Source organism: Ureibacillus xyleni (assembly GCF_900217795.1).
GTDB lineage: Bacteria > Bacillota > Bacilli > Bacillales_A > Planococcaceae > Ureibacillus > Ureibacillus xyleni.
Genome location: NZ_OBMQ01000001.1, coordinates 750,958 through 777,355, shown reverse-complemented (window position 1 = coordinate 777,355; position 26,398 = coordinate 750,958). Strand labels below are relative to the sequence as shown.

Sequence of the window (26,398 nt, the reverse complement as noted above, 5' to 3'; positions counted from 1 at the left end):
CTTGGTGTTAAAAGAGCGAGAATCGTTAATCGACAAACTGACAGGCATTCAATCATCAAAAAAGAGCTATTACAGTGAATTAAAAGTAATGGTAGAAGAACTAAAAAAGAAGAATATGCAATTAGAAGTCATTAATGAAGTAACCCAAAGTTTAAATATTGAAATGTCTATTGATGAAATGTTAAGTAACATTTTTGAGAAAATAAAAGCATTTATTGCCATCGATCGAATTAGTTTATCCCTGTATGAAAATAATGAACTGTTTTTATCAAACGTCTATCCGCTAGATTCGATTCACTTTCCGATTGGATATCAATTTCAAAGGGAGAATTCCCTTTATTGGAACTCTATTCTTACACTCGAAAAAGTTTTGTTCAAGCTAAAGAGCGAAACACCTAACTATATAGAAGAAGCAGCTTATCATTCGTTAGGGATTAAAAGCATTCTTATTATTCCTCTTGTTAGTAAAAAAGCGGTCATCGGTATTTTAAGTATAGGCAGCAAAGAATTGAACCATTTTAGCGAGGCTGATTTATCATTTTTCCAACAACTTTCCGATCAAATCGCGGTTTGTATTGAAAATGTGAAGCTGTATCAAAAAGTTTTGGATACGAAAAAGGAGTGGGAGGAAACTTTTCGGTCCGTATCCGATATGATTTTTATTACCGATACAAATGGGACGATTTTAAAATGTAATAAGTCAGCAATCAACTTTTTTAATTCGTCTATTATAGGTCAAAATCTACAAACACTTCTTGAACTTCCTGATTTAGCGATTATAGAAGAAAATTATTTTCAAGAGTTTCATCACAAGCAGCATTTATTTGAACTACGAGCTTATCCAATCGCCAATAAAAATTATCAAATCTATTCATATATTATTTATATTATTGATATTACGGAAAAACGAAAAATGGAGGCACAGCTCATTCAATCTGGCAAGCTAGCGGCGATTGGCGAAATTGCAGCAGGGATTGCCCATGAATTAAATAACCCTTTAACGGCGATTCTTGGAAATTCCCAATTACTATTACGTGGTGGATCATTGGACGAGCGAACTGACAAGCTGCTATCGGATATTTATGTGTGTGGAAAAAGGTGCAAGAACATTATCCAAAATTTACTCACCTTCTCTCGCCAAGACGAATATAGTTTTGATGATTTCTCGATTAACGAAGCCGTGGAACAAGTACTAGATATTATTGGAGATCAATTTAAAAAGCTCAATATTACAATTGAAAAGCATTTGCAAAAGAACATGCAGTGCGTCCAGGGAAATATCCAACAGATTGGACAAATTATATTAAACTTATTGATTAATGCAAAGGATGCTCTTGAGGAAAAAGAGATTGCGGAAAAAGTAATTCACCTCGAATCGAGCGAAGTAATGGAACACGGTCGGAAATGGATTGTACTTTCCATCCGGGATAATGGTAGTGGCATTCCCCATCACCAGCTGCAAGATATTTTTAATCCGTTTTTTACGACAAAAGAGCCTGGAAAAGGAACGGGACTTGGTTTATCCGTTAGCTTAGGGATTGCCGAAAAACATAAGGGATTTATAGAAATCGATAGTACGTACAAGGAAGGTAGCGAATTCAGATTAAAATTACCAGCTAAATGCCAATAGAAAGGTTGTGTTCATAAGTTGAAACGTGTTTTAGTTATGGACGACGAAATTGAAGTTGGAAATTTCTTTCGTCATTTACTGGAGGAAAAAGGATTCCAAGTAAGTATTGCAGTAAATAAAAATGATTTTACTACTTTAATATCAGAACTTTCTTTTGACCTAGCTTTAATCGATTTAAAACTACCCGATTCAAATGGAATAGAGTTATTGAAACTACTAAAAAATTCACAACCAAATTGTAAGGCTATTATTATGACTGGTTACAGCACCGTCAAAACTGCAGTGGAGGCATTGAAAAACGGAGCAAGCGACTATATCGAAAAACCTTTTGATGATTTAGATCAGTTAGAAAACACATTGGACAAACATTTAAGTGTAGAGACCGTTTCGAGCCAAGAAGAGACAAATCAAATAGCTTCAAAGCTCGGGTTTATTATTGGTGCAAATAAGGAAATGAATGAACTTGCCAAACTTGCTGAAAAAATAGCTAGAAAGAATATTAATATATTAATTGAAGGGGAAACTGGAACCGGAAAAGAGGTACTTGCCAACTTTATTCACCATGCAAGCTTACGATATAATCAACCATTTATTCGAATAAACTGTGGTGCAATACCCGAGACTTTGCTAGAAAGCGAATTATTTGGACACGAAAAAGGGGCATTTACAGGTGCCGTAAAGTTGAAAAAAGGGATATTTGAAATTGCTGACAATGGCACGCTTTTTTTAGATGAAATTGGCGAAGCAAGTTTAGGAATTCAAGTACAATTGTTGCGTGTATTAGAAACAGGTGAATATTACCGGGTTGGTGGTGAATCGGTTCGTAAAACAAACACGAGAATCATTGCAGCAACCAATCGAGATTTAGAAAAAGCGGTAGAAGAAAAAACTTTTCGTGAAGATTTGTTGTATAGATTAGATGTTGTAAAACTGAATCTTCCACCATTGCGAAAAAGAAAGGAAGATCTCGAACTTTACCTTCAGTACTTTTTAGGGAAAGTAAATGCGAGTCATTTGTCGTTTTCTAAGGAAAGTTTGGAAATGATGCGAACTTATGAGTGGCCTGGGAATGTACGAGAACTATTTAATATTGTAAAACGTGCCGTGGCGCTAATGGACGAAGATGAAACAACGATTACGCCAATATACTTACCAGAAAAATTAGCACAAAATAGCGGGCATCAAATTCAGCACCATAACGAAGATGATTTAGAGTCCTATTTAACTGGTTGGACAAGGAATATCTTATCGATGTGGGATCGATACAAGGATATTCAATTAGACGATGTGCTGTTTTCAGTTAAAGAATTAGAGAAACAAGTGGGTCGGTCCTTTGTTTTAAAATCGTTAAAGAATCATGTAGGCGACCGTAAAAAAACGGCAGATTCATTAAAAATCACTACTCGCCAATTAAAATATTTGTTAAATGAAAAAGGAAAAGTATAGCAAAAAGGGGCTCTCCACGTGGTTGTGAAGATGCCCCTTTAGATATTATAAAGATTTTACTTTCGAAACGACATTGTCTACTGTGAAACCGTATTGTTCCATAACAATTTCACCAGGAGCACTTGCACCGAATTGATCGATAGCTAAAACGTCGCCTTCAAAGCCTGTATATTTATGCCAACCGAATGAAGAACCCATTTCAATCGCAAGACGTTTTGTCACAGCTTTAGGAAGAACCGATTCTTTATAGTCAGCTGATTGTTGTTCGAAGCGGTCCATTGATGGCATCGATACTACTGATGCATCAATTCCTTCAGCACGTAATTTTGCTTGTGCTTCAACAGCAAGGGAAACTTCTGAACCTGTTGCGATTAAAATTGCATCCGGAGTTTCTTTTGTAGCTGGAGAAACAACATAAGCACCTTTTGCAACACCGTCTTTAGCTAATTGTGCTGAATGTTCTAATACCGGTAAGTTTTGACGAGAAAGAACTAGCACGGTCGGTACATCTTTTGATTGAACAGCTAATTTCCAAGCTTCTGCAGATTCGTTTGCATCAGCTGGACGAATAACAGAAAGATTTGGCATAGCACGTAATGATGCTAAATGTTCAATTGGTTCGTGCGTTGGACCATCTTCCCCTACAGCAATGGAATCATGTGTAAATACATACGTTACAGGTAGACCCATTAAAGCAGATAAACGAACGGCTGGACGTACATAATCAGAGAATACGAAGAATGTTCCACCGAATACATTTAATCCACCATGTAATGCCATACCGTTTAAGGCAGCACCCATTGCAAATTCACGAACACCAAACCAAATGTTGCGGCCTTCTGGAGTTTCAGGTGAGAAATCTCCTGCACCCTTCATCGTTGTTTTGTTCGATCCAGCAAGGTCAGCACTTCCTCCAAAGAATGAAGGGACTTTTTTCGCTAATGCGTTAATTACGTCACCTGATGAAGAACGTGTTGCAACAGATTTACCCGCTTCATACACAGGTACTTCTGCATCAAAGTCTGCTGGTAATTCATTGTTCATTGCTTTAATGAATTGCTCAGCTAACTCAGGGTATTCTGCTTTGTAGCTTTCGAATTTCGTGTTCCAATCTGCTTCTGGTTGAGCGCCTTGTTTTTCAGCAGCTTCTTTAAATGTTGTATAAACTTCTTCTGGAATTTGGAATGGTTCATGTCCCCATCCGTAAGCTGTTTTTGTTAATACAACTTCATCTGTCCCTAGTGGCGCACCATGAGAATCTGCTTTACCAGACTTGTTTGGAGAACCGAAACCGATTACCGTTTTTACTTCGATTAAAGTTGGTTTGCCTTTTGATTGTTTTGCTTGTTCGATTGCCGCATTAATCGCGTCAACGTCATTTCCATCTGCAACATGAAGATAGTTCCAACCGTAAGACTCAAAACGTTTTTGCACGTTCTCAGAGAATGATTTTGCTAAATCGCCGTCTAATGAAATGTCATTTGAATCGTATAACACGATTAATTTTTCTAATTGTAAGTGTCCAGCTAAAGAGATTGCCTCAGCAGCTACGCCTTCCATTAAGTCGCCATCACCACAAAGAGCAAATGTGTAATGATCCACAATTTCGTGACCTGGTTTGTTATATGTAGCAGCTAAATGTTTTTCAGCCATTGCCATACCAACCGTCATCGCAATCCCTTGTCCAAGTGGTCCAGTTGTTGCTTCAACCCCTACTGTATGACCGTATTCAGGATGTCCTGGCGTTTTAGAGCCCCATTGACGGAAGTTTTTAATTTCTTCCATATCTAAGCCATATCCACCTAGATGTAATAAGCTATAAAGTAACATAGAACCATGACCAGCTGAAAGAACGAAGCGGTCGCGATTATACCAGTTTGGGTTTTGAGGGTTGTGTCTTAATTGTTTCGTCCATAAAGTGTATGCCATTGGAGCTGCACCCATTGGTAAACCTGGATGGCCCGAATTTGCTTTTTCAATTGCATCAATAGATAGTGTTCGGATTGCGTTAATTGCTAATAGATCCGCGTTTTGTGCCATTATTTGACATCCTTTCTCGTGCTAATGTGTATACTTTTACAGTTTAGACAAGATTGTATAAGAAAACAATCCTATTTACAGACATTTTCGGATTTATGACATACTTTTTACAATTGTGCTACATTATTACGTCAAGCTCTAATGAAGGTGCATAGCTGGACACTGTTTTAAAGTTTTTACTCTATTAATTCAATTTATTCTTTTGGATATTTTTAATTTTTTCTGGTGTCACTTCATTGCCATTTGCATCATAAACTTGAACGTTTTCGATTGTGTTCCTAAACGAATTACGGAAGGATTCTAAGTACTCTTTTCGGAGTAATGTACGTTCTTTTGCTTCTTCTTCAGTTAATGTGCCAGCTTTTGCTTTTTTAGATAGTGCATTAATTCGTTCAATTTTTTCTTTGGATAACATATTTCTCTCACCTTTCAATCTTCACTACTTAAAAGGTAAGTAAAAAAGACTTGGAGCGCAAGTGTTTAGTCTCCAAGTCCTTCTATATATTCTGTATATCTACGGTGAACTGTTGCTTTGCTAACTTGGAAACCTAATCCTCGTAATATTGAAGAGATTTCTTGAAATGTGAGTCCCTTTTCACGTAAATTAACGATTTCATCAATTGGCACTTCAATCCGCTCACGGCCTTCGTGATTGTGGCGATTTTTTATGTTTAACTCAGGATGATAACCGTTTTCTACCGCACGCTTCATCCCTCTTTTGATTTTGGCATTATGAATTTTCCGTTGATATTCTTCCACAATCGCTAAAATTTCAAGTAACATCGTATCCATTTCATTTAACGTTAGTGGACCCGCATTATTTAGAGAATAAATGGTTGTCCCACTTTTTTGAAGTAAGTGTAAAATAGCCATTCGTGCATTACCACGTCCTAAACGGGTTTCATCCTGCACGAATAATGCAGATATATTATGCTCTTTTATATAGTCCATCATATCCAGCAAGCCTTCTCGTTCTACATCATAGCCACTTTGTTGATCTTGATAGATTGCTAGAACGTTATAGCCCATTTGTTCTGCATAACGGGATAGTTCTTCTTGTTGTCTTGTGAGTGAAGTTTCCTGTGTATTTTTTTCAGTACTTACTCTTGTGTATATTACTGCTTTTTTATTCATTGTTCTTTACTCGCTACCTCTATTGAATGAGAATCTTCATTCATATTATTTTGCGCAATGTAATTACTATCTTCACCTATTGGGATTGTAATAACTTGTCCAGCAACGATTATCTCATTGTTTAAGTGATTTTCCAATTGTACATGTTGAATCCAATCTTGTGTTTTCATATTTCCACGGTAATGTTCTGCCAGTGACCACAATGTATCACCATGTTGAATTTCAATTTGTTCGTAAGTTGTTTTGCCGTTATCTGTTATTAGTAAAATGCCTACCATCACAACGAATGCAATAAATAGAACGACGATGTAATTGTTTTTTTGTAACCAATTCATAATTTCAACCCCTAATCGAATGTTTGTTCGGAATCTATGTTCCTAATTTAATACGAACACATGTTTTTGTCAACAACATTTTCGAACCTATGTTTGCATTTCCAATCTTTCACTGCTATACTATATGTAATTAATAGAGATAGATATTCACTTAAAGAGGTGAGAAAGTTGAAAAAATTATCAAAAAGGCAAGAAGACATACTAACTTTTATTAAAGAAGAAGTTCGTACAAAGGGCTATCCACCATCTGTTCGAGAAATCGGGGAAGCAGTAGGTCTTGCATCTAGTTCCACTGTACACGGCCATTTAGCACGTCTAGAAAGTAAAGGCCTTATTCGCCGAGATCCTACGAAACCTCGCGCAATTGAGATATTAGAGAATGAAAGTGACACTGTTCAAAAACAATCCGTTGTTCATGTTCCTTTAGTAGGGAAAGTTACAGCAGGTCTACCAATTACAGCAATTGAAAATATTGAAGAATACTTCCCACTACCAGATACATATGGAACAGGTGAAGATAATCTATTTATGCTTGAGATAATGGGAGAGTCCATGATTGAAGCTGGTATATTAGATGGAGATTACGTGATTGTTAAACAAACATCAACGGCTGATAACGGGGACATTGTGGTAGCAATGACAGAAGATGATGAAGCTACAGTAAAACGATTCTTTAAAGAAAAAACTCACTTCAGATTACAGCCTGAAAACTCGAGTATGGATCCAATATTAGTGAACCAAGTTACGATTTTAGGTAAAGTTGTTGGCTTATACCGTCAAATTCAATAAAAAAGGTTGTCACTTTAGTCATAAATAGACTGAAGGACAACCTTTTTTTGTTTGTTGAATCGCTTTTGTGCGTTTGGCATTTTCTTTTGTGCACTTAGGCTCGCTTTTGTGCGCTTGGCATTCTCTTTTGTGCACTTAGGCTCGCTTTTGTGCGCTTGGCATCGTTTTTGTGCACTTAGGCTGGCTTTTGTGCGCTTGGCATCGTTTTTGTGCATCTAGGCTCGCTTTTGTGTGCTTGGCATCCATTTTTGTGCACTTAGAATCCCTTTTGTGCACTTAGCCCTGCTTTTGTGCTTTTGGCATCCGTTTTTGTGCACTTAGCCCAGCTTTTGTGCGTTTGGCATCCGCTTTTGTGCACTTAGCCCAGCTTTTGTGCGTTTGGCATCCGCTTTTGTGCACTTAGCCCTGCTTTTGTGCTTTTGACATCCGCTTTTGTGCACTTAGCCCAGCTTTTGTGCGTTTGGCATCCGCTTTTGTGCACTTAGCCCAGCTTTTGTGCGTTTGGTATCCGCTTTTGTGCACTTAGCCCAGCTTTTGCGCGTTTGCATCCGCTTTTGTGCACTTAGCCTCGCTTACTACGAATCATTTTGTTTCGAACACGCACCGACAAACGCCTTAAACAACTTCTTGGAATACTCCTCCCCTTTTGCAGCCATTTCCTCAGGGTGCCATTGAACAGCTAAACAAAATGGGTAGTCATTTAATTCCATTGCTTCTACTATTCCATCGCTTGCTTTGGCGGAAATTTGAAATAAATCTGGAACATTTTTTACTGCTTGATGATGAAGGGAATTTACAGCAACACGATCTTTTCCAATGATATCATGCAATCTAGTACCCTTCGTAATTTCAATAAAATGCGCAAGTTCGTGTCTTAGAGCATTTTGTTTATGCAGCAGGGGCTCTGACTCATATTGGGCATTGATATCCTGATATAAAGTTCCCCCTAACGCTACATTTAACAGCTGAATGCCACGGCAAATTGCAAAAACAGGAAGCCGCCTATTTAACGCTGCATGAGCAAGGGCAATCTCCACTTTGTCACGCTCTAACATCACTTCACCGAGCTTAGGATGAGGCTCTTCTTGAAAATAATGAGGATGAATATCGACCCCACCTGTCAACAATAGGCCGTCAATAGAATCAATTACTTGCGTGACATCTTTTTCAACACCAAAAGGAATACAAAACGGAATTCCCCCTGCATCTAAAACTGATTTTACATAAGGGGTATTAATACAATATCTTCCATTACTAATGGTCATTGTGATCCCGATGATTGGCTTCACGAAAGCACCTCCTCTATAAAATATTCGAGGAGAGGTAAATCATTCCTGACCATATAAAAAAGCCTAACGCAATGACGTTAAGCTAAAATAAACCTGTATACCAATTTAACATAGCTTCCCCATAAAAATAGGCAATAATTGCAGCAAGCGCGATGGATGGACCAAAAGGCACTGGAGTTTTTCTTCCTTGCCCGCGCACCTTCAAAACGATAATTCCTACAAACATGCCTATAACAGAAGCTAAAAATAGAGTGATTAGCGTATTGGCAGTACCTAATACTAACCCAATGAGGAAAAAGAGCTTAATATCTCCCCCACCCATGCCACCTTTAGATATTACTGCAATTAATAATAGAATACCAAAACCAACTACTGCCCCTAGTAAACTATCCCACCAATTGTCTAAAGGTGATAGAATTCTTCCTAAAACTAAGAATGGCAAAAAGAAAAGTAGAATTTTATCAGGAATTAACATATAAGCAATATCTGATACAACAATAATCATTAATAATGAAATGAATAATAAAGCAACGGCCGTTTCAATTGTAATCCCCAATTGCCATACTACAAAACCAAATAATATCCCCGTTACAAGTTCCGTCACTAAGTAGATCGGTGAAATTTTTGCACCACAACTTCTACATTTACCACCTAAAAATATGTATGAAAAAACAGGTATTAAGTCGAGTGCTGTTAATCTACGCTGACAAGATGTGCAATGAGATGGTGGGGTTACAATGGATTCTTTCTTTGGAACCCGTAAACCCACAACGTTAAAAAATGAACCAAAAATAAGTCCAAAAAGTAACGCAAAAATAGCATATACAATGTCCATGGTAAACACCCCTTACTTATACCTGTATACTTTTATTCGTCACCTTCATGATAAAACGTAGTTACTTGAAGAGATACTGTTACCGTTTCCTCTTCATCGAGAATGACACTTTCCTCACCTGGTAGTTCAAAATTCAACGCATCTACGTGCATAATTCGTTCTAGGTTTTCAATTTCTTCGATAAATTTCAGTAGATTATTGTAGTTAGGAGCTTCGACATCAATCACAAAGGTAATAAGTTTTAATTCACTCGGTAATGTTGAAATGTCAATCGAGGAAATCGGTGTTTCTTCCTCTTCTGTTTCTCCTTCTTCTGCGTTTTCAGGTGTAGTTTCTTCAGTATTTGTATTCTCTTCAGGTGCTGTTTCTTCTTCTTGCTTAATTGATTCCGACACCAGGGAATCGTAATTGTTAAAATTCATATTTAATACTCTTGTACCTGAAACGTATTCAATTTCTTCAATATTAAGTAGCAACTGAGCTATTTCGCGACTTTGCGGCAATTTTTTACGGAGTGCAAAAGAATTTGTCTCAATTGCTTGTTCTGTTTCTAATTGCGCAATTTGATCTTGTAATGTTTTAATTTCCGTTTGCGCACTAGAAATGGAGTTTTGAGTTAGATCGAGTTCCTCTTTTTTTGGCAAAACTACATAATAGTAAAGTGCAAATAATAATGCAGCGATTAGCGCAATGAGTAATAAGAGACTAGAATTTTTACTACCAGAGAAAAGTTTCATTACTCTTCACCTCCAGTAGCTAAATAGGCTTCATCAATAATCAATGTAATATTCGTTGTATATCGTGGTTGTTCATTAAAGTTCGTCGTGTCTTCTACCACTTCTCCATTTTCAGATTCAACTACTAATTCAAAGTTCGATATAGTGGAAACTTGAACGTCTAAAAAGTAAGCACTATTGTTTAAACGTGCTACATAATTCGATATATCATTCATCGTTTCAAAGTCTACCCAAATTGTTACACTTTTTTCTGCAAACTCGTATGTTCTTAAATAAGAGTTTGTTGGTTGTAAGTTTGAAATTTCTTTAATTAACGGTGTAACCTTGTAAGAAATTTGATCTAAAAATTGCACAGATTGTTCTAATGTGAACTGCGCTTTTGCATTATTTATATTGTCGAGTTCAGATTGAAGTTGATCACGTTGAGCTAAAAGGGCTTGTTCTTCATTTAAGATTGAAGCTAAATTACTTCTCGCGCTAAAATACTGCCAAACTAAAAGACTTAAAACAAGTAGTGCAATGATCGCTAATAAAATATATAGTAATTTCGAGTTATTTTGTCGCCTTTCAACCTTAGGCAACAGGTTTATATCTGGAATCATGGGTGAACCTCCTTAAGGGCGAGGCCTAATAATGCAGCATGTTTCGCTTTAAAATTAGGGAAATGTTTCGCAATCACTTCATCATTTACCAGTTTAGATGGAATGGTCAAGTTATTGTTTAGTGTTTCCGTAATTTGTTCTAGAAACGGATTATCCCCCATGACAATAATTTCGTCAACACCCTTTTCACCCTTATGTAAAGAATAACGGAAGAAGTTCATCATTCGATCCAGTTCAAGCACTTCATCCATAACTTGCATTAAATAACTTTGAGACTCACCTTGGAACGAAAATTGAACTTCCTGCTCGGATTCAACAGTAGCTGCCCATTTATGTAATTCGGTTTCAATCAATTGGAAACGAAGAAACTCCACTTGCCCTTGTGAGTAAATACATATTGAGAGTTCATTGATGGACCAATCAGCGACTAAAAATGTTTTTTCCTCATCAATAAAGCCGATTTTTTCTAACAATCGCAAATTACAAAGTGAGCGGATATCAGCGACTTCAGGCTCCATTTTAATATCAAGAAACAGCGATGTGAGTTTTGAAATTTCGTCAGATGGTGCCGCAAAAATGACAGCTTGTCCATCATTCGGGACATGGTCATAAACATCCACTAATGGATCTTCAAAGGGAACACGAATCGACTCCCCAAGCTCCATTTGTACATATTCTAAAAGTTTATCGGGCTCAACGTCTTCAGGGTGTTCAAAAGTTTTTAAAAGCACCGACGTATCCGGCACAAAAAGGCGGACATTTTGCTTTTTGCCGCCCCATTTTGATGCATATTTTTTAAATATATCAAACAACGTCATTTCGTTTTCGATGGTTGATTCAACAATTGTTCCATTTTCTAATGGAATTTCAAAAAGCTGTGATTGTTCTAAACTAGGCCCCTTCATCACAAGCGCACGTATGACATAATCTCGGAGTTCGATGGATAGGTGTGATTTTTTCTTTGGGTTGAACATGCGAGGGCCTCCTTTTTAACAATTATAATTAAAATATTAATTGTTCCCCTAATACTATTAGAGGAACTAAAATATTTTAATTTATTCTAATGTTTTACTTATTTAGCTTTGAAGTAATATCAGCTTCGGTTGCAGCACCTGATACTTTATAATCATTGCCTTTTATATCTGTCCAACGTGAGTAAGTCAACGTCCATGTACCTGCAGCAGTTAAATTAGCTGTTGCTGTTGGTTGATCAGTTCCTCCTAATTCGACACCATCCAAATATCCATTTATATCAGTTGAATCACATTCTGCAGTTGCGGCACCGGAAGCAGGTGATGAAACATCACACTTACCATCAGTATAAGCTAATTTTGCTGCAGATAAAATATTTACACCCTCTGAAAGAATTGCTTTATCTCTTGAATTTTGTATTATATTACCAATTGCAGGGACTGCAATAGCAGAAATTATTCCTAAGATTACAACAACAGCCAATAACTCAATTAAAGTCAAACCTTTTTCATTTTTCACATGCTTTTTCATTTTTTTAAACATATCATTTCCTCCTAAATTATTCACTCTTTTATAATCATTTTCTTGCACGGACGCTTGTTGCATAGTTTTCACCTCCTTGCAAAGCATCCATCTACCTTTAAATAAACTTTTTTACATTTGTTCATATAAACTAAACATCGGTAACATTATTGCCGCTACGATTAGTCCTACTACACCAGCTAATATTAATATCATTAACGGCTCAATTAAAGATTTTAAAGTATCAACAGACCGATCCACTTCTTCTTCGTAAAAATCTGCTACTTTTTCTAACATTAAATCTAATGAACCTGTCGATTCTCCAATTTTCGTCATTGAAGTGACTAATGGCGGAAATAACCAACTTCTTTCAAATGGACCCGATAAAGATTGTCCTTTTTCAAGGCTAGTTCTAGCTTCAATAATTACTTTACCTAATACTGGGTTACCTACTACTCTTTCAACTATCGTTAAAGCATTTAAAATTGGAACAGCACTGCTAAATAATGATGATAAAGTCCTTGTCATACGAGCTATGGCAGACTTTTGCAACAGTTTCCCAAATAACGGGAATTTTAGTAAGGATAAATTAACAGTGTAGTTAAACTGTTTGTTTTTCCTATATAAAAATTGGAGAGCAAAAGCCGATCCCGAAATTACAATAATTACCAACCACCAATATTGCTGTAAAAAGTTACTGAAAGTTATCATATAGATTGTAAGTAATGGCAATTCAGCACCCATTTCTTCAAAGGTTTTCACAAAGTTTGGTACGATAAAAATCAACAAGAAGAACACAACAACAAAAGTTATAAACAGTAAAATTACTGGATACGTTAAAGCTGATTGCACTTTCTTCTTCAATTTAAATTGCTTTTCAAACATATTCGCAAGTCGCTCTAATGTTTCATCCATATTCCCGGTTGCTTCCCCCGAACTAATCATATTTGCAAAAAGTTGTGGAAAAGCCTTTGGGTGTTTTATGGCTGCTTTAGAAAAGGGTGTTCCTGCTCGTACATCTTCTTCCACTTCTAGCAATGCTTTTTTTAATGCTTTACTTGTTGTTTGCTCAGCCAAAATTCTTGTTGCTTCTACAATGGAAATCCCTGCACGAATAAGCGTGGCAAATTGACGACAGTAAATTACGAAATCCTCATTTTTTACTTTTCCACTTGATCCTAGCTTGATTTCCAGATGTGCTAGGCTTTTCGATTCTTCTAGTTGACGTGGGTTGATGCCTTGTTCACGAAGTTTCGCAATGGCTGCTTGTTTTGTTGGTGCATCGACAGTTCCCTTTTTTTGTGCACCTTGTTTTGTTCGACCGGTATATTTGTAAACCGTCAACTATAATCACCAACATTCATGAAAGGTCTTGCTTCTTCTAACGAAACCTTTCCTGAAGAGACTAGCGTTTGGATGGAACTTTCTAACGTATGCATTCCCATTGCTCTGCTTGTTTGCATGATACTTGGGATTTGGTGAACTTTTTCGGTACGGATTAAGTTCGCAATGGCTGGTACACCGACTAAAATTTCTGTTGCAGCGACACGGCCACCCTTGTCCTTACGTGGGAATAATCGTTGTGAAATAATCCCTTGAAGCACGTTTGCAAGTTGTACCCGAATTTGTCCTTGTTGATGCGGTGGGAACACGTCAATAATTCGGTCAATCGATGTTGGTGCACTGGATGTATGCAATGTTCCTAATACTAAGTGTCCCGTTTCCGCAGCAGTTATTGCTGTTGAAATGGTTTCTAAGTCACGCATCTCACCAACCAAGATAATGTCTGGGTCTTGACGTAGTGCTGCACGTAAACCTGTTGCAAAAGTTTCGGTATCTACACCAATTTCTCGTTGGTTTACAATGGATTGTTTATGGTTATGTAGATACTCAATTGGATCTTCGAGTGTAATAATATGTTTTGCTTTTGATTCATTCACATAATCAATCATCGCCGCAAGTGTCGTTGATTTCCCTGAACCTGTTGGACCTGTAACTAAAATCAATCCTTGAGGTTTTTCCATCAACTTATAAAGTACATCCGGCATTTGCAATGATTCGATTGTTGGAATTTTTGATGATATTAACCGTAGAACCAATGCACAAGCGTTTTTTTGATGAAACGCATTAACACGGAATCTACATAGGTCATCCAATGAAAAGTTGAAATCTGTTTCTCCATGACTCTTATACTCTGCAACTTTATGCTCAGGCATAATGTCATAGACCATATCATGTAAAATTTCTGGCGTTAAAATTTCATTGCCATACTGCTCGAGCTTACCATTTCGACGATAAATTGGAGGGACCCCAACAGTTAAATGTAAGTCCGATGCTTTCTCTGTATATGCACGCATTAGTAAATCGCGAATTGATAAAATACTCATCGTAAATCTCCCTATTCTGTTGTAGCTACGCGAACTACTTCCTCAGTTGTTGTTAACCCATCCATTACTTTGAGTAAACCATCAACTAATAAAGAGTTGTAACCTTCTTTTTTCATATAATCAGACAAGTGTGCAGTACTACCGTGATTTAAAATCATGTCCTTAATATTGCGATCCACTGGTAAAACTTCATGTATCGCTAATCGCCCTTTATAGCCAGATTGGTTACAAGAAGGACAACCTCGACCTTTTTTCAGAGACGTCACATGTAGTCCATTTTCTGCAAAAATCTCCTTTTCCCGATCTGTTGCATCAACGGTTTGTGCACAATCTCGACAAATTCTTCGGACTAAACGCTGTGCAACTACCCCGACTAGTGATGATGAAATTAGTAAAGGCTCAATTCCCATATCTCGTAATCGAGAAATGGATTCAACTGCGCTGTTTGTATGCAAAGTACTTAACACTAAGTGACCTGTTAATGAAGCCCGTACAGCAATTTCTGCCGTTTCTAAGTCACGAATCTCCCCTATCATAACGATATCAGGGTCTTGACGTAAGATAGAACGTAAACCTGCAGCGAAAGTTAATCCAACATCTTCATTTACTTGGATTTGGTTGACCCCGATTAATTGGTACTCAACTGGATCTTCAACGGTAATAATATTCACATCTTCGTTATTCAAGTTCGATAACGCAGCATATAAAGTAGAAGATTTACCTGAACCAGTTGGACCTGTTATTAATACAATACCATTAGGACGTGCAATCATTTCACGGAACAGGTTTTCATTCTTCCTTGTAAATCCGAGCTTAGTTATATCATTTGCTGCATTTGTAACATCTAGTATACGCATTACGATTTTTTCACCGTAAATGGTTGGTAATGTAGATAGACGAATGTCAATTGGCTTAAAGTTTACCGTTGTTCGAATTCGTCCATCTTGTGGTGTACGGTTATCGGTAATATTTAAGTTCCCCATAATTTTCACACGAGCTGTCATCATATTTTGCATATGTTTAGGCAATGATCGCTCAGTTCGTAACACACCATCAATACGGTAACGCACTTTAAATTCATTTTCATGAGGGTCAAAGTGAATGTCACTTGCTTTTTGAGCAACACCATTAGCAATGATTTGGTTTACTAATCGGACTATTGGTGAATCCTCGTCGGTCATTTCTTGTTGTTGTGGTGCATCAACAGTTGTGGCAGCCATACCAAGGTCAGAAAGTGCAGCTTCCATTGACTCTTGTAGGTCATAGTATTTCGTAATTGTTCGATATAAATCGTCTTTTGCCGCAATACTTGTCTCAATCTGACATCCTGTAGCCATTCGGACTTCTTCAATGGCGAAATAATCCATAGGGTCAGCCATGGCAATGAAAAGTTTGTTTCGATCACGACGAATTGGCATGACCATTGCCCGTTTTGCTAACTCTGCAGGAACCAAATGGAGTAACTCAGGGTCAATGGTAAACTGGTTTAAGTGCACATGTGGGATGCCTAGTTGGAACTCAAGAACTTCTATTAATTGTTGTTCTGTAATAATTTTTTGTTTAATGAGGAAATCCCCAATTTTTTCATCCCGACTTTTTGTTGTAAGGGCGAAATCAAGTTGCTCACTTGTAATCGCTCCAGCATCTACAAGCAAATCCCCGAGTCGTTTTCGTGAAGAAGGTTTCATCATCATATCCCCTCTCTATGGAGTCACTAAATTCCCACCTTTATCATAATAACTGCCAGGTGGCAATTCATCTTCATCTTTTGGTAAATCATTAGTATTTAGATCAGATGGGGCTCCTGGGAAGTAATTATCTAAATCAGGAAGTCCATCCCCATTTAAATCAAGGTTCAAGTCATCGTCTGTTAATGGATTTTCTGTATCTGATTCTTCTAATTTTACTAATGATTTAAGAACAATTTGGTTTGTCGGCGGATAATAGTCGCGACTAATATGTTCCTCTTCCATATTACCATTTTTTGTAATTGAGCGAAAGACTGAAATTCTTACACCATTCTTACCTTCTTGAATAATTTTTGATTGACCAAGTGGTAATTCAGTTGAGTAACGAATAATTATCCTTGGAGAAATTGTTTCTTCCTGATTTACTTGAACAGAAACATCACTTTCCTTCACACTTGAGTATATTTCAAGCTTTAACATCTCGTTCTCAACACTAGCTTTAATGAGTGCTGGTGATTCCGTTGTATTTGCAAATCGCAAATCTTTATTTTCATACTTACTGACTGCAGCCTCAATTCCCGGTTCTAAATAAGTAGGAATTTCGTTTTGTGAATGGCGTTCAAGAATATCGAAACTCGTTTGTAATACACTGTTATAAAGCACAGATGCTAGGAAATTAAGACCAAGATTGTTAGAAATATCGCTATTTTCGCCAAGGGTTTCTAACAACGAAAAAATTTCATTTGGATTAATGACTTTATCATTAATTGCTTGAGCTAAGTAGGAGATCCCTAGTGCACCTTCTGGAATTTCTTCTATAGAAAGAGCTAAACGATCATTTTCGATAATCGACAGATCGGTTACTACAGCTTCAATGTTATGTTCCTTTAAATAGGAAGCTTGTCCAACAATTTTATTGATTGTTTCGTCTTTACTCCAAATTGCTACGTCTTCAACTGCATTTAAGATATTGTCTGAAATCATAACTTCCAGTGGTAAGTGAACAATCTTTTCATCAGACCAGAAATCAAACCACGGTTTATCTGTCATCATTTCGTATTGAGTAAGAGTTGAATCTAAATTATATTGAAGTTCATTTGCATCAATGGATAGTTCAGTTCCACCACCATAAACAGTTAATGGTTCTGCTTTCCAATTAATGATGGCATCTGTTAAAGCTTTTTGAATCTCTTCATTTTCGAGTCCTGAAACTTCAACTCCCCCAATTGTCGATCCTTTGGCAGTTGTTTCATCAGCGGAGGCTGTATATTTTTCAAAAACATTTAATGGTGAAATTATATAAATTAATATAGCAATAAGCGCGATTAATACTGTGATTTTTTTTTGCATATTCAGCTTACTCACCTCTTAGTGTTTGTAAGAACTTTGTAATTTTTTTAGTTTATTTTACCAATGATTCTTAATTACCATAAATATATCATACAATATAATAATTTAAAATATATATATCTTTGTACCTAAAAAACACTGGTATATTATGTTTGATTTGTGAAATTTAATTTATATTGTAGTAGTATATGAAACAATAATATATAATAAATGAAAGATAAATTTACATAATATGAGAGTTTATTGGGAGCTTTCTATATCAATTATACTATAATTAATGTGTAATCAATTTGTAATAATTGTTACAATTAGTAAATGTAGTGCCAAAACATTTACTAAATCATGAAAAGTAGGTGTTATTGCTTGATTTTAAAAAAACATAAACTTACATCAAACGAATCTGGAGTTTCCTTAATAGAGGTAGTAGCATCCATCGTTATTTTATCCATTATTCTTGTTAGTATTTATACAATGTTGACACAATCAGCAAGGACTACAAAAAATAATGAAGATATTGTTAAGGCTACTTATCTTGCGCAGACGGAGATGGAGTATTTATATTCAATTGCACCAGGAGATACAGATTATCATACTTTTTTGGGTCAACCAGATGATATTACCTCTAATGTAAATGGAGACCAAATTGAAGTATTCAAAAAAAACAATAGTTCAACCTCTGAATATATTGAAATATTAGTCATTAAAAAGAACAACATCGACATTACATTACCAATTATTAAAATATGTGTTTATGACAAAGAGGGTGGAACACTTAAAGCACAAATGCAAAACATAATAGATTGGGGTGCACCTAGGTGAGAACTCTAAAAAATCAAAATGGAATATCCTTATTTGAGGTACTAGCAACCATTACTATTATAGCAATAATTACCCCTATTATTTTTGGTGTAGTTACTTCCGGACAGACAGAGTATAACAACCAATTCGGTAATAATCAGCAACTTTCAAAAATTACCTTTACAATGAACGCGATTACAAGAGGTATTCGGTGTAACCCTGATTTAGTAGAATCAAATTCTCCAGATTATATACAAGTGGTTCAATGTGATACTTCAGTAGAAAAATATCAATTTGATGATTCTGATATAAATAATAAAAAACTTATTTTAAACAATAGTTCTACTTTGCTAGAAAATATTAATTTATTCGAAATTGCACTTGATACTACTAATGAAAGTATCAAAGTTACCATTTTATACCTTGATGATCGTGGTTCAAATAAAAAAGATCGTGGTTCAAATAAAAAATATGAAACTACAATAATAATTAGATAAATGAAAGGGGTTGGTTTTAATGTATAAAAGATTAATAAAATATTTAAAAAATCAAGATGGTTTTTCTATGGTAATTGCCTTAATGACATTAGTTTTACTTTCTATTATTGGTATTAGTATGTTTTCAATTTCAAATAATACAACTAAAGCCTCAGAACGTGAACGAGATGATCAAGCAGTTTATTATATTGCAGAAGCAGGACTAGTCAATGCAAGAGCAGAATTTAAAGACATAGTTAATTCTGAATATAATAATCTAAATAATTACATCGATGGTTTTATTGATTCTAATCTTTTTTTCTATAGTTTATACCAAGAGGTAAATAATAGTTTTACTGGTATCCCTGTAGAATTTGAACCTCATTTCACAAAAAGTACAAGTGCAATTGTTACAGTTACAGGAGTTGCTATTGATAAATATGAAATTAAATCTATAGGAAAAATTGGCCAATCAAATAACGCGCGAGCAGTTTCTCAAACACTAATAGTATCGCCAAATGGAAATATTAGTGAAGATCCAAGTAATCCTTATAAAGAGATTGATCCTAGTACTCCTAACCCAGGACATTATACTCCGCCTACTCCTACAACTCCACCACCAGTTGGGGAAGATGATAGTCCTGTCGAAACTAAACCTATACCAGATGATATAAAGGAAATATTAAAATGTGATAGAGAAAGTATATTTCCTCAAATCGCAAAAGGAATAAATGGTGGGGTACACACTGGAGATTGGGACATCAATAAAGAAGATTATAAAGTAAAGGAAACCTTAAAAATTACTGGTGATTTAATATTTAATAAAAATGATGCAACACTTAAAGTAGAGGGAGACTTAATTATCGATGGAGATTTAATTGCTCACAACAAGGTTAATATTTTAGTCACAGGAAAGCTAATTGTGAAAGGGAATATAAACTTACACAACAAAACAGAAATTACCGTTTTAGGTAATGGGGAAATAAATGATATTAAGAAAGATAAAGGTTCGGATAATCATGGATTTGTATGTATTAAAGGTGAACTTGTTTATGGTAAGCCTAGTCAATAATGTTAATTAATAAAGTAAAGTATTTAAACTGGTGTAGAAATGAAATAATTTCTTCACCAGTTTTTTTAATTCTTCTATTGATTCATTTTCAATTTAAAATAAAGATACTGTTTGTTATTTATTTTAAGTGAGTAAAATATTAGGTAATTATGATTCTGAAGAGGTGTTGATTTGTATAAAGAATATCAAAATATTAATAATAATGGCCTCACCCTCATCGAAGTCCTCGCCTCCATCGTTCTCATTGGCATTATCCTGCTCTCGTTTAGTCCCCTTCTTTTACAGGGAGCAAAAGGTGGGAAGGCTTCGGAGGAAATTGTGAATTCAACTTATGAAGCGCAAACTGCTATGGAGGGTATTTTTTCCGTTAGTAACACACCGCAATATTCCTCTGTCCTGCAAACCGAAATTGAACAGGATTTCGTTAGTTTGGGCTATCGAAAAAATTCAAACGCCTCTACCAGCACAAAATTGGTTTATGAGCTTGGCAATCCTTCTTCAACTGACTCTTTAAATGTAGAAGCGACCATTCAACGAGATCCATCTGGGAAAATTGTATCCGGAAATCTCGTGAAAATCGTACTGATATTTCATGAAGATGGGAAAACTAAAGCAAAACTCGAGAATGTGATGGCTTGGAAGGTGGCTTCATGAAAATCCGTTTAACAACCGAAAAAGGAATGACGCTGCTTGAGGTTTTGGCGGTGTCTACTCTTTCGGTTCTTCTTTTTGGATTGATTTTCTCCATCCTTATGAATTCCATTAACCACCAAAATAAAGAAATGGACGAAACGACGCAATTAACTGATGTTACTTATCTCCTGAAAGTCGTGACAAAAGATGTCCGTAACTCAACAAAACTCGAAACCAATAACCAAACGATGCGACTTAAAAGCGGTACTGACTATATCACTTATGAATTTACCAACAACACCATCCTTCGAAATGGACAACCGTTAGGAGCTGATATTACATACTTCTCCCTTTCAAACAATGGGAGTGGTGGTGTAACGGTTGAAATTCAAACACCGGCTCAGCAAGAAGTTACGATAATTTATTTTAGAAAGGCCGAGTAAACATAATGAACCCTTCTAGAAATCTCAACAACGATCAAGGCTATATCCTTTTCATTGTGTTAGTGACGCTCACCATCATTTCAATTTTAGGGCTAACATTAATTACTACTACGTCAAATTCACTTAAAACCTCTAGTAGAGAGCGCGAAAATCAATCTTTATATTATATAGCGGAATCTGGAATTGTCATGAAACGGGAAAAGATTAAAGAAATTGTTTACGATGAGTACAAACAAATCAATTCGTATTCAACTTGCCAGAGTACTACTTTGACTTCTACACAAAAATTTGAGTGTAAACAAAAAACGTTTATCACTCGTTTGAAAAATAGACTACTTTCTATCCAGACTACAACTGCTTACGAAGATTTTGAAGAACAATTAGGTCAAGTTCCAGTTGCCTCCGTGGATACTAGAAAAATTTCAGAAACACCAACTGAATTAATTTATGAAATTATATCTACTGGGTCCATGAAGAACTCCACTAGCAATTCAAGAACATTGTCTCAGCAGCTTACGATTAGTCTTGGCGGCGGACCAGATGCCGAAGAACCAGTCGAAGTTGTAGAAAGTTTATCCGTCATGTGGGAAACGATTCCTGTCCGCACGAATTATGCGGTTTACAGTTATGGACAGCAATCATTAGGTGGTGGTGCAACAATTATTGGAAAGATTTGTTCTAATACGAATAATTATAGTATAAGTGGCGGGTCCAGCGTTTCAGGTGGTGTATGTTCAAAAACTAGTGCCGACTATAATCCATTGCCAATTCAATCGAAATTATTGCCTGCGTTTCCCACTAATATGTTTACTAGTTTAAATCGATTGCCTTATCCAGCTAATTTGCAAGTGGCAAAAGATGCTTATAATAAAAGTTTGATTATAAGTAGCGGTAATGTTCTTGCAGATAACTGGATTACCAATAATTATACAATGCGTATTGGAAACGATATGAAATTTAATACCTTTACGGTTGATCAAAATAACCAAATTACTTTAGATATTGGAAATGGTAGTCGAAATGTTTATATCAATGATTTTAATATTAAACAAGGTACATTAAATGTGGTGGGTTCTGGGGAATTGAACCTTTTCGTCAAAAATAGTTTTTATCTAAAGGGTATTCTAAAAAACGTTGGAGATACTGTGAAAATTAATATTTATTATGATAGTGCCTCTGTTTTAAAGTTCACGAACGAAGCACAATTATATGCCAATTTATATTCTAAAACCGCCAACGTAGAGTTTACTGCTGGATCTGTATTTGCAGGGAACATTTATAGTGGTGGATCAAGTATCGACATATCTGGTGGCAATAGTAGTAAAGGGAATTTCATCATTGCACCATATGCGAATGTGAAACTAAGCGGTGGAGGTCAAATTAGGGGGACAGTTATTTCGAATACTTTAACTGCTAGTGGAGGAACAAGTGTTACTTACTCAACAGAATTTTTTAAGCAGCCGCCACTACCAAGCGAACAACCTCCTATAGAAGAGGAGCAAGATGATGCAGATGTAAATTTAGTTATTGAAGATCGCATTATAGAAAGATAATATGTGACAGCGATTAGAACATAATAAGTCGATTTTCGTAACAGTATAGTTTTATGAAAGAGTTTGAAGTAAAGTGTAATTGAGAAAATGTTTCAATTACATACGGAGAAGGTGTCTTCATGTCCAAAGTAAAAATCACATCAATCATTTTAATTGTCCTACTATTATTAGGTGGTGTGCTCATGATAGTTAATGACGTTTCGGACAAGGCGAAAAGTTTTTCTGAAGAAGAAATTGCAGCAGCATCCGAAATTGCGCAAAATGAATTAAGTCAAGCCTTTGTGGCAGCAGAGTCCTTTCCTTTTGAGGAGCGTGCCGAAGCCATCCAATCGATCGGATATAGTGAGCCTGAAATTGAAAAGACAACTATGACATTCGAAAAGCATAACGAAGGCGATGTTTACATTTTACTAAAATTGCAACCCCATGAAAGTTACGAAAATTTATCCCGAGTTCTCGTCCAAATCTTTGATAAAGAAAACGGGTCACTTATTACCGAACTTTCGAATGTATTGAATTGGAAGGATAGCTAGGCAGGATCGTTTGGAAAGTTTACGATAATAGAATATTTTAGCGTAATAATAGAAAAAGGTAACCGATTAATAGAAATTTTCGCTCAAATAATAGAAAAAACCAGCTACTTATTAGACAAATCCCTATAAATAATCGAAAAAGCATTGGATTATCCAATGCTTTTTAAATTGTATACAACTGTCAGAATTGTTTGTGTACCGGGTACCTCCCCATTGAAACATACGTTCTATTTTTATATAATGAAAATAGAAATGGGAATCCCTCGGCGGTCAGTAGTAGAGAGTGTAAAATTATTTTTTGCATTTTACATCTTACCAAATACGAGGTGAATCTATAAAATGTACAAAAAGGCATTAAATCGAATACCACTAGAAAAACTAATGGATTTAAAAGTGGACTATGCATTTAAACAATTATTTGGCAGCCAACAGAATAAAGAAATTATGATTATTTTTTAAATTCCGTTCTAAAACGGTCAGGCCGCAACATCATACAAGAAATTACCTTTGAAAACCCAGAAATTGTTGGTGAATATGAAAATGACAAAGAATCTCGTTTAGACCTTCTTGTGAAAACACAAGCAAACGAGCACATCAATGTGGAAATTCAATTTACTAATAAGTTTGATATGATTAAACGAACACTCTATTATTGGTCGAAATTATACTCACAACCATTAAGTTCAGGTGTGGCCTATAAACAATTGAATCCAATCATAACTATTAATATACTTAACTTCGATTTATTTAAAGAAAGTACGCACTTCCATAAAACCTATCATTTACATGAAGATACTGAAAAAACGTTCCTTACTGATTTGATGGAACTTCACTTCGTTGAAATACCAAAGCTTTTACGTGATTGGAAAGCACAAAAGTTAGATCCTTGGAACGATGTATTAGCTAGATGGCTATTACTCCTTAGTATAGTGGACCACCGTAAAGGAACTGTATATGAGGATATCTATAAAGAATTGGAGGTAATCGCCATGAAAGACAAACAATTATTTGATGCATTTCAGCAGTGGCAAGAACTAAGTCTCTCTGAAAAAGAATATTTCGCCTATTTAGGTCGACTAAAGAAAATTAAGGACGAAGAATCTGTAATCATTGAAGCGAGATTACGTGAAGAAGAATCTCGTGAACAAGGGATTGAAGTAGGGATTGAACAAGGTATTCGTCAAGTAATAGTAAATCTAATTAAAAATGGGTTTTCCGATGAAGACATTTCTAAACTTTCAAATCGGTCCACTGAGGAAGTGCAAGCAATTCGAAATGAATGTAGATAATTAGTAGGTACCAGTATTAGAGAATACAATTTGATAAAGGTAACATCTAAAAATGGAGGTTTTTTCTATTAATGAGAAGGAATTAATCCAAGCAATGGATCAAGTAAATGTGAAAAAGAGTACTTTGCTTACTTAAGTCGATTTAAAAAAATCATGGATGAAAAAGCGGTTATCATCGAAGCTAGGTTACGTATAGAAGAAGCTCGTGAAGAAGGGTTTAACGAAGGGTTTGAAGATGGATTTAACGAAGGGATCGAACAAGGTGTACGACAAGTAATTGTCGGATTATTAGAAAATGGCTTTTCTGATGAAGACATTGTAAATATCTTAAAACGATCTCACGAAGAAGTTCAATTAATTCGTAAAAGTGTAATTGGCCTTGATTAATTCTTACACATAGAAAAGCATTGGAGTGCAAACCACTCCAATGCTTTTTTAAATTGTATACAATTGTCAGAATTGTTCGTGTACCGGGTACGCCTCTTAGTACATTTTTAAGTACTGTTCGCGTTCCCAAGGGTGTACTGTTGTGCGGAACATTTCAAACTCGATTTCTTTAGCTTCTTTAAAGTTTGCATAGATGTGCTCACCTAAAGCGCCTTTAACTACTTCATCTTTATCAAGAGCAACTAATGCATCGTCAAGTGCTGCTGGTAGGTTGTCGATGCCGTTCGCTTTGCGTTCTTCTTCGCTCATGATGTAGATGTTACGGTTGATTGCTGGTGGAGGTGTTAACCCTTCACGAACGCCTTCTAACCCAGACTCTAAAATAACTGCTAAAGCTAAGTATGGGTTTGCCGCTGGGTCTACAGAACGCACCTCAATACGTGTTGATAATCCACGAGCAGATGGGACACGAATTAATGGTGAACGGTTTTGAGCTGACCAAGCTACGTAACATGGCGCTTCATAACCAGGTACTAAACGTTTATATGAGTTAATTGTTGGGTTAGTAATTGCTGTGAACCCTTGTACGTGTTTTAAAACCCCTGCCATGAATTGCATTGCAGTTTCAGATAAACCTAGTTCTGAATTTTCATCGTAGAACGCATTTTCTTTACCTTTGAATAACGATACGTTACAGTGCATACCCGATCCTGCTTCACCGAACAATGGTTTTGGCATGAATGTTGCATGTAAGCCGTGTTTGCGTGCAATTGTTTTAACAACCAGTTTGAATGTTTGGATATTGTCACACGCTTCAATTACGTTTGCATATTTAAAGTCGATTTCGTGTTGACCTGGTGCAACTTCGTGGTGAGAAGCTTCGATTTCAAAGCCCATTTCTTCAAGTTCTAACACGATGTCACGACGGCAGTTTTCACCAAGGTCTGTTGGTGCTAAGTCAAAATAGCCACCGTGATCGTTTACTTCAAGCGTTGGTTCGCCTTTTGCATCTAATTTAAATAAGAAGAATTCTGGCTCTGGCCCAAGATTGAAATGAGTAAATCCTAACTCTTCCATTCCTCTTAATACGCGTTTTAAATTGTTACGAGGGTCCCCTGCGAATGGTTCACCTTGTGCTGTATAAATGTCACAAATAAAACGTGCTACTTTACCATTTCCAGTAGTCCATGGGAATACCATAAAAGTATCAAGATCAGGATATAAGTACATGTCAGATTCTTCAATACGAACAAAACCTTCAATTGAAGAACCATCAAACATCATTTTATTGTCTAATGCTTTATCTAATTGACTAACGGGAATTTCTACGTTTTTAATTGTTCCTAAAATGTCTGTAAATTGTAATCGAATGTATTTTACTTCTTTTTCTTCTACAAGACGTTTTATGTCGTCTTTTGTGTATTTACCCACAGTATTCCACACTCCTACTTTTTTCCC

Annotated in this window: 27 protein-coding genes; 12 read left to right on the top strand and 15 right to left on the bottom strand. The window is 36.0% G+C overall.

What is annotated here, in order from left to right; translation table 11 throughout:
- Positions 1-4: 4 nt before the first annotated feature.
- Entirely contained in the window at positions 5-1,630 is a 1,626-nt protein-coding gene (locus tag CRO00_RS03645; protein ID WP_419865848.1) for a sensor histidine kinase, read from the top strand.
- Between the two features lie 18 nt (positions 1,631-1,648).
- Positions 1,649-3,076 (top strand): sigma-54-dependent transcriptional regulator, encoded by a 1,428-nt coding sequence (locus CRO00_RS03640; protein ID WP_097072278.1) that lies wholly within the window; start codon positions 1,649-1,651, stop codon positions 3,074-3,076.
- 45 nt (positions 3,077-3,121) lie between these two features.
- Here CRO00_RS03640 and tkt read toward each other — a convergent pair whose 3' ends face one another.
- The 4 genes from tkt to yneA all read right to left on the bottom strand — a co-directional run bounded on the left by tkt (position 3,122) and on the right by yneA (position 6,585).
- Positions 3,122-5,116 carry a transketolase gene (gene tkt / locus CRO00_RS03635; protein WP_097072277.1) on the bottom strand — a complete coding sequence of 665 codons (1,995 nt, stop codon included), beginning with the start codon at positions 5,114-5,116 and terminating at the stop codon, positions 3,122-3,124.
- 184 nt (positions 5,117-5,300) lie between these two features.
- Positions 5,301-5,531, bottom strand: a complete 231-nt coding sequence (locus CRO00_RS03630) for a DUF896 domain-containing protein (protein ID WP_097072276.1) — start codon at positions 5,529-5,531, stop codon at positions 5,301-5,303.
- Positions 5,532-5,596: 65 nt separating this feature from the next.
- Positions 5,597-6,250, bottom strand: a complete 654-nt coding sequence (locus CRO00_RS03625; RefSeq protein WP_097072275.1) for a YneB family resolvase-like protein — start codon at positions 6,248-6,250, stop codon at positions 5,597-5,599.
- On the bottom strand, positions 6,247-6,585 hold the full coding sequence (yneA, locus tag CRO00_RS03620) for a cell division suppressor protein YneA (RefSeq protein ID WP_097072274.1): 339 nt from the start codon (positions 6,583-6,585) through the stop codon (positions 6,247-6,249). Before yneA ends, CRO00_RS03625 begins: the two co-directional genes overlap by 4 nt.
- Before the next feature lie 168 nt (positions 6,586-6,753).
- Here yneA and lexA point away from each other — a divergent pair, with 168 nt between their 5' ends.
- Positions 6,754-7,374 carry a transcriptional repressor LexA gene (gene lexA, locus CRO00_RS03615; RefSeq protein WP_097072273.1) on the top strand — a complete coding sequence of 207 codons (621 nt, stop codon included), beginning with the start codon at positions 6,754-6,756 and terminating at the stop codon, positions 7,372-7,374.
- A 575-nt stretch (positions 7,375-7,949) separates the two neighbouring features.
- On the opposite strand, the gene CRO00_RS03605 is transcribed toward lexA, so the two are convergent.
- From CRO00_RS03605 to CRO00_RS03560, 10 genes are all read right to left on the bottom strand, one after another.
- Positions 7,950-8,663 (bottom strand): gamma-glutamyl-gamma-aminobutyrate hydrolase family protein, encoded by a 714-nt coding sequence (locus tag CRO00_RS03605; protein WP_097072271.1) that lies wholly within the window; start codon positions 8,661-8,663, stop codon positions 7,950-7,952.
- An 82-nt stretch (positions 8,664-8,745) separates the two neighbouring features.
- Complete coding sequence (locus tag CRO00_RS03600) at positions 8,746-9,498, bottom strand: prepilin peptidase (RefSeq protein ID WP_097072270.1); 753 nt, start codon at positions 9,496-9,498, stop codon at positions 8,746-8,748.
- Positions 9,499-9,530: 32 nt separating this feature from the next.
- Positions 9,531-10,235 carry a potassium transporter gene (locus CRO00_RS03595; protein WP_097072269.1) on the bottom strand — a complete coding sequence of 235 codons (705 nt, stop codon included), beginning with the start codon at positions 10,233-10,235 and terminating at the stop codon, positions 9,531-9,533.
- Positions 10,235-10,837, bottom strand: a complete 603-nt coding sequence (locus CRO00_RS03590; RefSeq protein ID WP_097072268.1) for a PilN domain-containing protein — start codon at positions 10,835-10,837, stop codon at positions 10,235-10,237. Before CRO00_RS03590 ends, CRO00_RS03595 begins: the two co-directional genes overlap by 1 nt.
- Positions 10,834-11,811, bottom strand: a complete 978-nt coding sequence (gene pilM, locus CRO00_RS03585) for a type IV pilus biogenesis protein PilM (RefSeq protein ID WP_097072267.1) — start codon at positions 11,809-11,811, stop codon at positions 10,834-10,836. Before pilM ends, CRO00_RS03590 begins: the two co-directional genes overlap by 4 nt.
- Before the next feature lie 94 nt (positions 11,812-11,905).
- Positions 11,906-12,415: a type IV pilin protein gene (locus CRO00_RS03580; RefSeq protein ID WP_419865847.1), complete on the bottom strand. Its 510-nt coding sequence runs from the start codon at positions 12,413-12,415 to the stop codon at positions 11,906-11,908.
- A 48-nt stretch (positions 12,416-12,463) separates the two neighbouring features.
- Positions 12,464-13,675: a type II secretion system F family protein gene (locus tag CRO00_RS03575; protein WP_097072266.1), complete on the bottom strand. Its 1,212-nt coding sequence runs from the start codon at positions 13,673-13,675 to the stop codon at positions 12,464-12,466.
- A complete protein-coding gene (locus tag CRO00_RS03570) occupies positions 13,672-14,718 on the bottom strand; it encodes a type IV pilus twitching motility protein PilT (RefSeq protein ID WP_097072265.1) in 1,047 nt (348 codons plus the stop codon). The genes CRO00_RS03575 and CRO00_RS03570 overlap by 4 nt, the downstream gene beginning before the upstream one ends.
- An 11-nt stretch (positions 14,719-14,729) precedes the next feature.
- Positions 14,730-16,406: a GspE/PulE family protein gene (locus tag CRO00_RS03565; RefSeq protein ID WP_097072264.1), complete on the bottom strand. Its 1,677-nt coding sequence runs from the start codon at positions 16,404-16,406 to the stop codon at positions 14,730-14,732.
- A 15-nt stretch (positions 16,407-16,421) separates the two neighbouring features.
- Positions 16,422-17,756: a VanW family protein gene (locus CRO00_RS03560; RefSeq protein WP_097072263.1), complete on the bottom strand. Its 1,335-nt coding sequence runs from the start codon at positions 17,754-17,756 to the stop codon at positions 16,422-16,424.
- A 342-nt stretch (positions 17,757-18,098) separates the two neighbouring features.
- Between CRO00_RS03560 and CRO00_RS03555 the strand changes: the two genes are divergently transcribed.
- The 9 genes from CRO00_RS03555 (at position 18,099) to CRO00_RS03515 (ending at position 24,940) form a co-directional block, all read left to right on the top strand.
- The gene (locus CRO00_RS03555; protein WP_141396937.1) at positions 18,099-18,575 is read left to right on the top strand and encodes a type IV pilus modification PilV family protein; all 477 of its coding nucleotides are present in this window, start codon (positions 18,099-18,101) and stop codon (positions 18,573-18,575) included.
- Entirely contained in the window at positions 18,572-19,051 is a 480-nt protein-coding gene (locus CRO00_RS03550) for a hypothetical protein (RefSeq protein WP_097072261.1), read from the top strand. Before CRO00_RS03555 ends, CRO00_RS03550 begins: the two co-directional genes overlap by 4 nt.
- Before the next feature lie 19 nt (positions 19,052-19,070).
- Entirely contained in the window at positions 19,071-20,102 is a 1,032-nt protein-coding gene (locus CRO00_RS03545; RefSeq protein ID WP_097072260.1) for a pilus assembly PilX family protein, read from the top strand.
- 171 nt (positions 20,103-20,273) lie between these two features.
- The gene (locus CRO00_RS03540; protein WP_097072259.1) at positions 20,274-20,756 is read left to right on the top strand and encodes a type II secretion system protein; all 483 of its coding nucleotides are present in this window, start codon (positions 20,274-20,276) and stop codon (positions 20,754-20,756) included.
- On the top strand, positions 20,753-21,178 hold the full coding sequence (locus CRO00_RS03535; protein WP_097072258.1) for a PulJ/GspJ family protein: 426 nt from the start codon (positions 20,753-20,755) through the stop codon (positions 21,176-21,178). The genes CRO00_RS03540 and CRO00_RS03535 overlap by 4 nt, the downstream gene beginning before the upstream one ends.
- Positions 21,179-21,183: 5 nt before the next feature.
- The gene (locus tag CRO00_RS03530; protein ID WP_097072257.1) at positions 21,184-22,731 is read left to right on the top strand and encodes a pilus assembly PilX N-terminal domain-containing protein; all 1,548 of its coding nucleotides are present in this window, start codon (positions 21,184-21,186) and stop codon (positions 22,729-22,731) included.
- A gap of 119 nt (positions 22,732-22,850) precedes the next feature.
- Positions 22,851-23,264, top strand: a complete 414-nt coding sequence (locus CRO00_RS03525) for a hypothetical protein (protein WP_097072256.1) — start codon at positions 22,851-22,853, stop codon at positions 23,262-23,264.
- 488 nt (positions 23,265-23,752) lie between these two features.
- A complete protein-coding gene (locus CRO00_RS03520; protein ID WP_097072255.1) occupies positions 23,753-24,553 on the top strand; it encodes an Rpn family recombination-promoting nuclease/putative transposase in 801 nt (266 codons plus the stop codon).
- Positions 24,554-24,706: 153 nt separating this feature from the next.
- Complete coding sequence (locus CRO00_RS03515) at positions 24,707-24,940, top strand: FliH/SctL family protein (protein ID WP_097072254.1); 234 nt, start codon at positions 24,707-24,709, stop codon at positions 24,938-24,940.
- Positions 24,941-25,036: 96 nt separating this feature from the next.
- On the opposite strand, the gene glnA is transcribed toward CRO00_RS03515, so the two are convergent.
- Positions 25,037-26,371: a type I glutamate--ammonia ligase gene (glnA, locus tag CRO00_RS03510; RefSeq protein ID WP_097072253.1), complete on the bottom strand. Its 1,335-nt coding sequence runs from the start codon at positions 26,369-26,371 to the stop codon at positions 25,037-25,039.
- Positions 26,372-26,398 lie beyond the last annotated feature (27 nt).

Coding starts and splice junctions, on each gene's coding strand:
- tkt (WP_097072277.1), bottom strand. CDS start 5,116: ATGGCACAAAACGCGGATCTATTAGCAATTAACGCAATCCGAACACTA.
- CRO00_RS03630 (WP_097072276.1), bottom strand. CDS start 5,531: ATGTTATCCAAAGAAAAAATTGAACGAATTAATGCACTATCTAAAAAA.
- CRO00_RS03625 (WP_097072275.1), bottom strand. CDS start 6,250: ATGAATAAAAAAGCAGTAATATACACAAGAGTAAGTACTGAAAAAAAT.
- yneA (WP_097072274.1), bottom strand. CDS start 6,585: ATGAATTGGTTACAAAAAAACAATTACATCGTCGTTCTATTTATTGCA.
- CRO00_RS03600 (WP_097072270.1), bottom strand. CDS start 9,498: ATGGACATTGTATATGCTATTTTTGCGTTACTTTTTGGACTTATTTTT.
- CRO00_RS03595 (WP_097072269.1), bottom strand. CDS start 10,235: ATGAAACTTTTCTCTGGTAGTAAAAATTCTAGTCTCTTATTACTCATT.
- CRO00_RS03590 (WP_097072268.1), bottom strand. CDS start 10,837: ATGATTCCAGATATAAACCTGTTGCCTAAGGTTGAAAGGCGACAAAAT.
- pilM (WP_097072267.1), bottom strand. CDS start 11,811: ATGTTCAACCCAAAGAAAAAATCACACCTATCCATCGAACTCCGAGAT.
- CRO00_RS03580 (WP_419865847.1), bottom strand. CDS start 12,415: ATGCAACAAGCGTCCGTGCAAGAAAATGATTATAAAAGAGTGAATAAT.
- CRO00_RS03570 (WP_097072265.1), bottom strand. CDS start 14,718: ATGAGTATTTTATCAATTCGCGATTTACTAATGCGTGCATATACAGAG.
- CRO00_RS03565 (WP_097072264.1), bottom strand. CDS start 16,406: ATGAAACCTTCTTCACGAAAACGACTCGGGGATTTGCTTGTAGATGCT.
- CRO00_RS03560 (WP_097072263.1), bottom strand. CDS start 17,756: ATGCAAAAAAAAATCACAGTATTAATCGCGCTTATTGCTATATTAATT.
- CRO00_RS03555 (WP_141396937.1), top strand. CDS start 18,099: ATGAAAAGTAGGTGTTATTGCTTGATTTTAAAAAAACATAAACTTACA.
- CRO00_RS03545 (WP_097072260.1), top strand. CDS start 19,071: ATGTATAAAAGATTAATAAAATATTTAAAAAATCAAGATGGTTTTTCT.
- CRO00_RS03535 (WP_097072258.1), top strand. CDS start 20,753: ATGAAAATCCGTTTAACAACCGAAAAAGGAATGACGCTGCTTGAGGTT.
- CRO00_RS03530 (WP_097072257.1), top strand. CDS start 21,184: ATGAACCCTTCTAGAAATCTCAACAACGATCAAGGCTATATCCTTTTC.
- CRO00_RS03525 (WP_097072256.1), top strand. CDS start 22,851: ATGTCCAAAGTAAAAATCACATCAATCATTTTAATTGTCCTACTATTA.
- CRO00_RS03515 (WP_097072254.1), top strand. CDS start 24,707: ATGGATGAAAAAGCGGTTATCATCGAAGCTAGGTTACGTATAGAAGAA.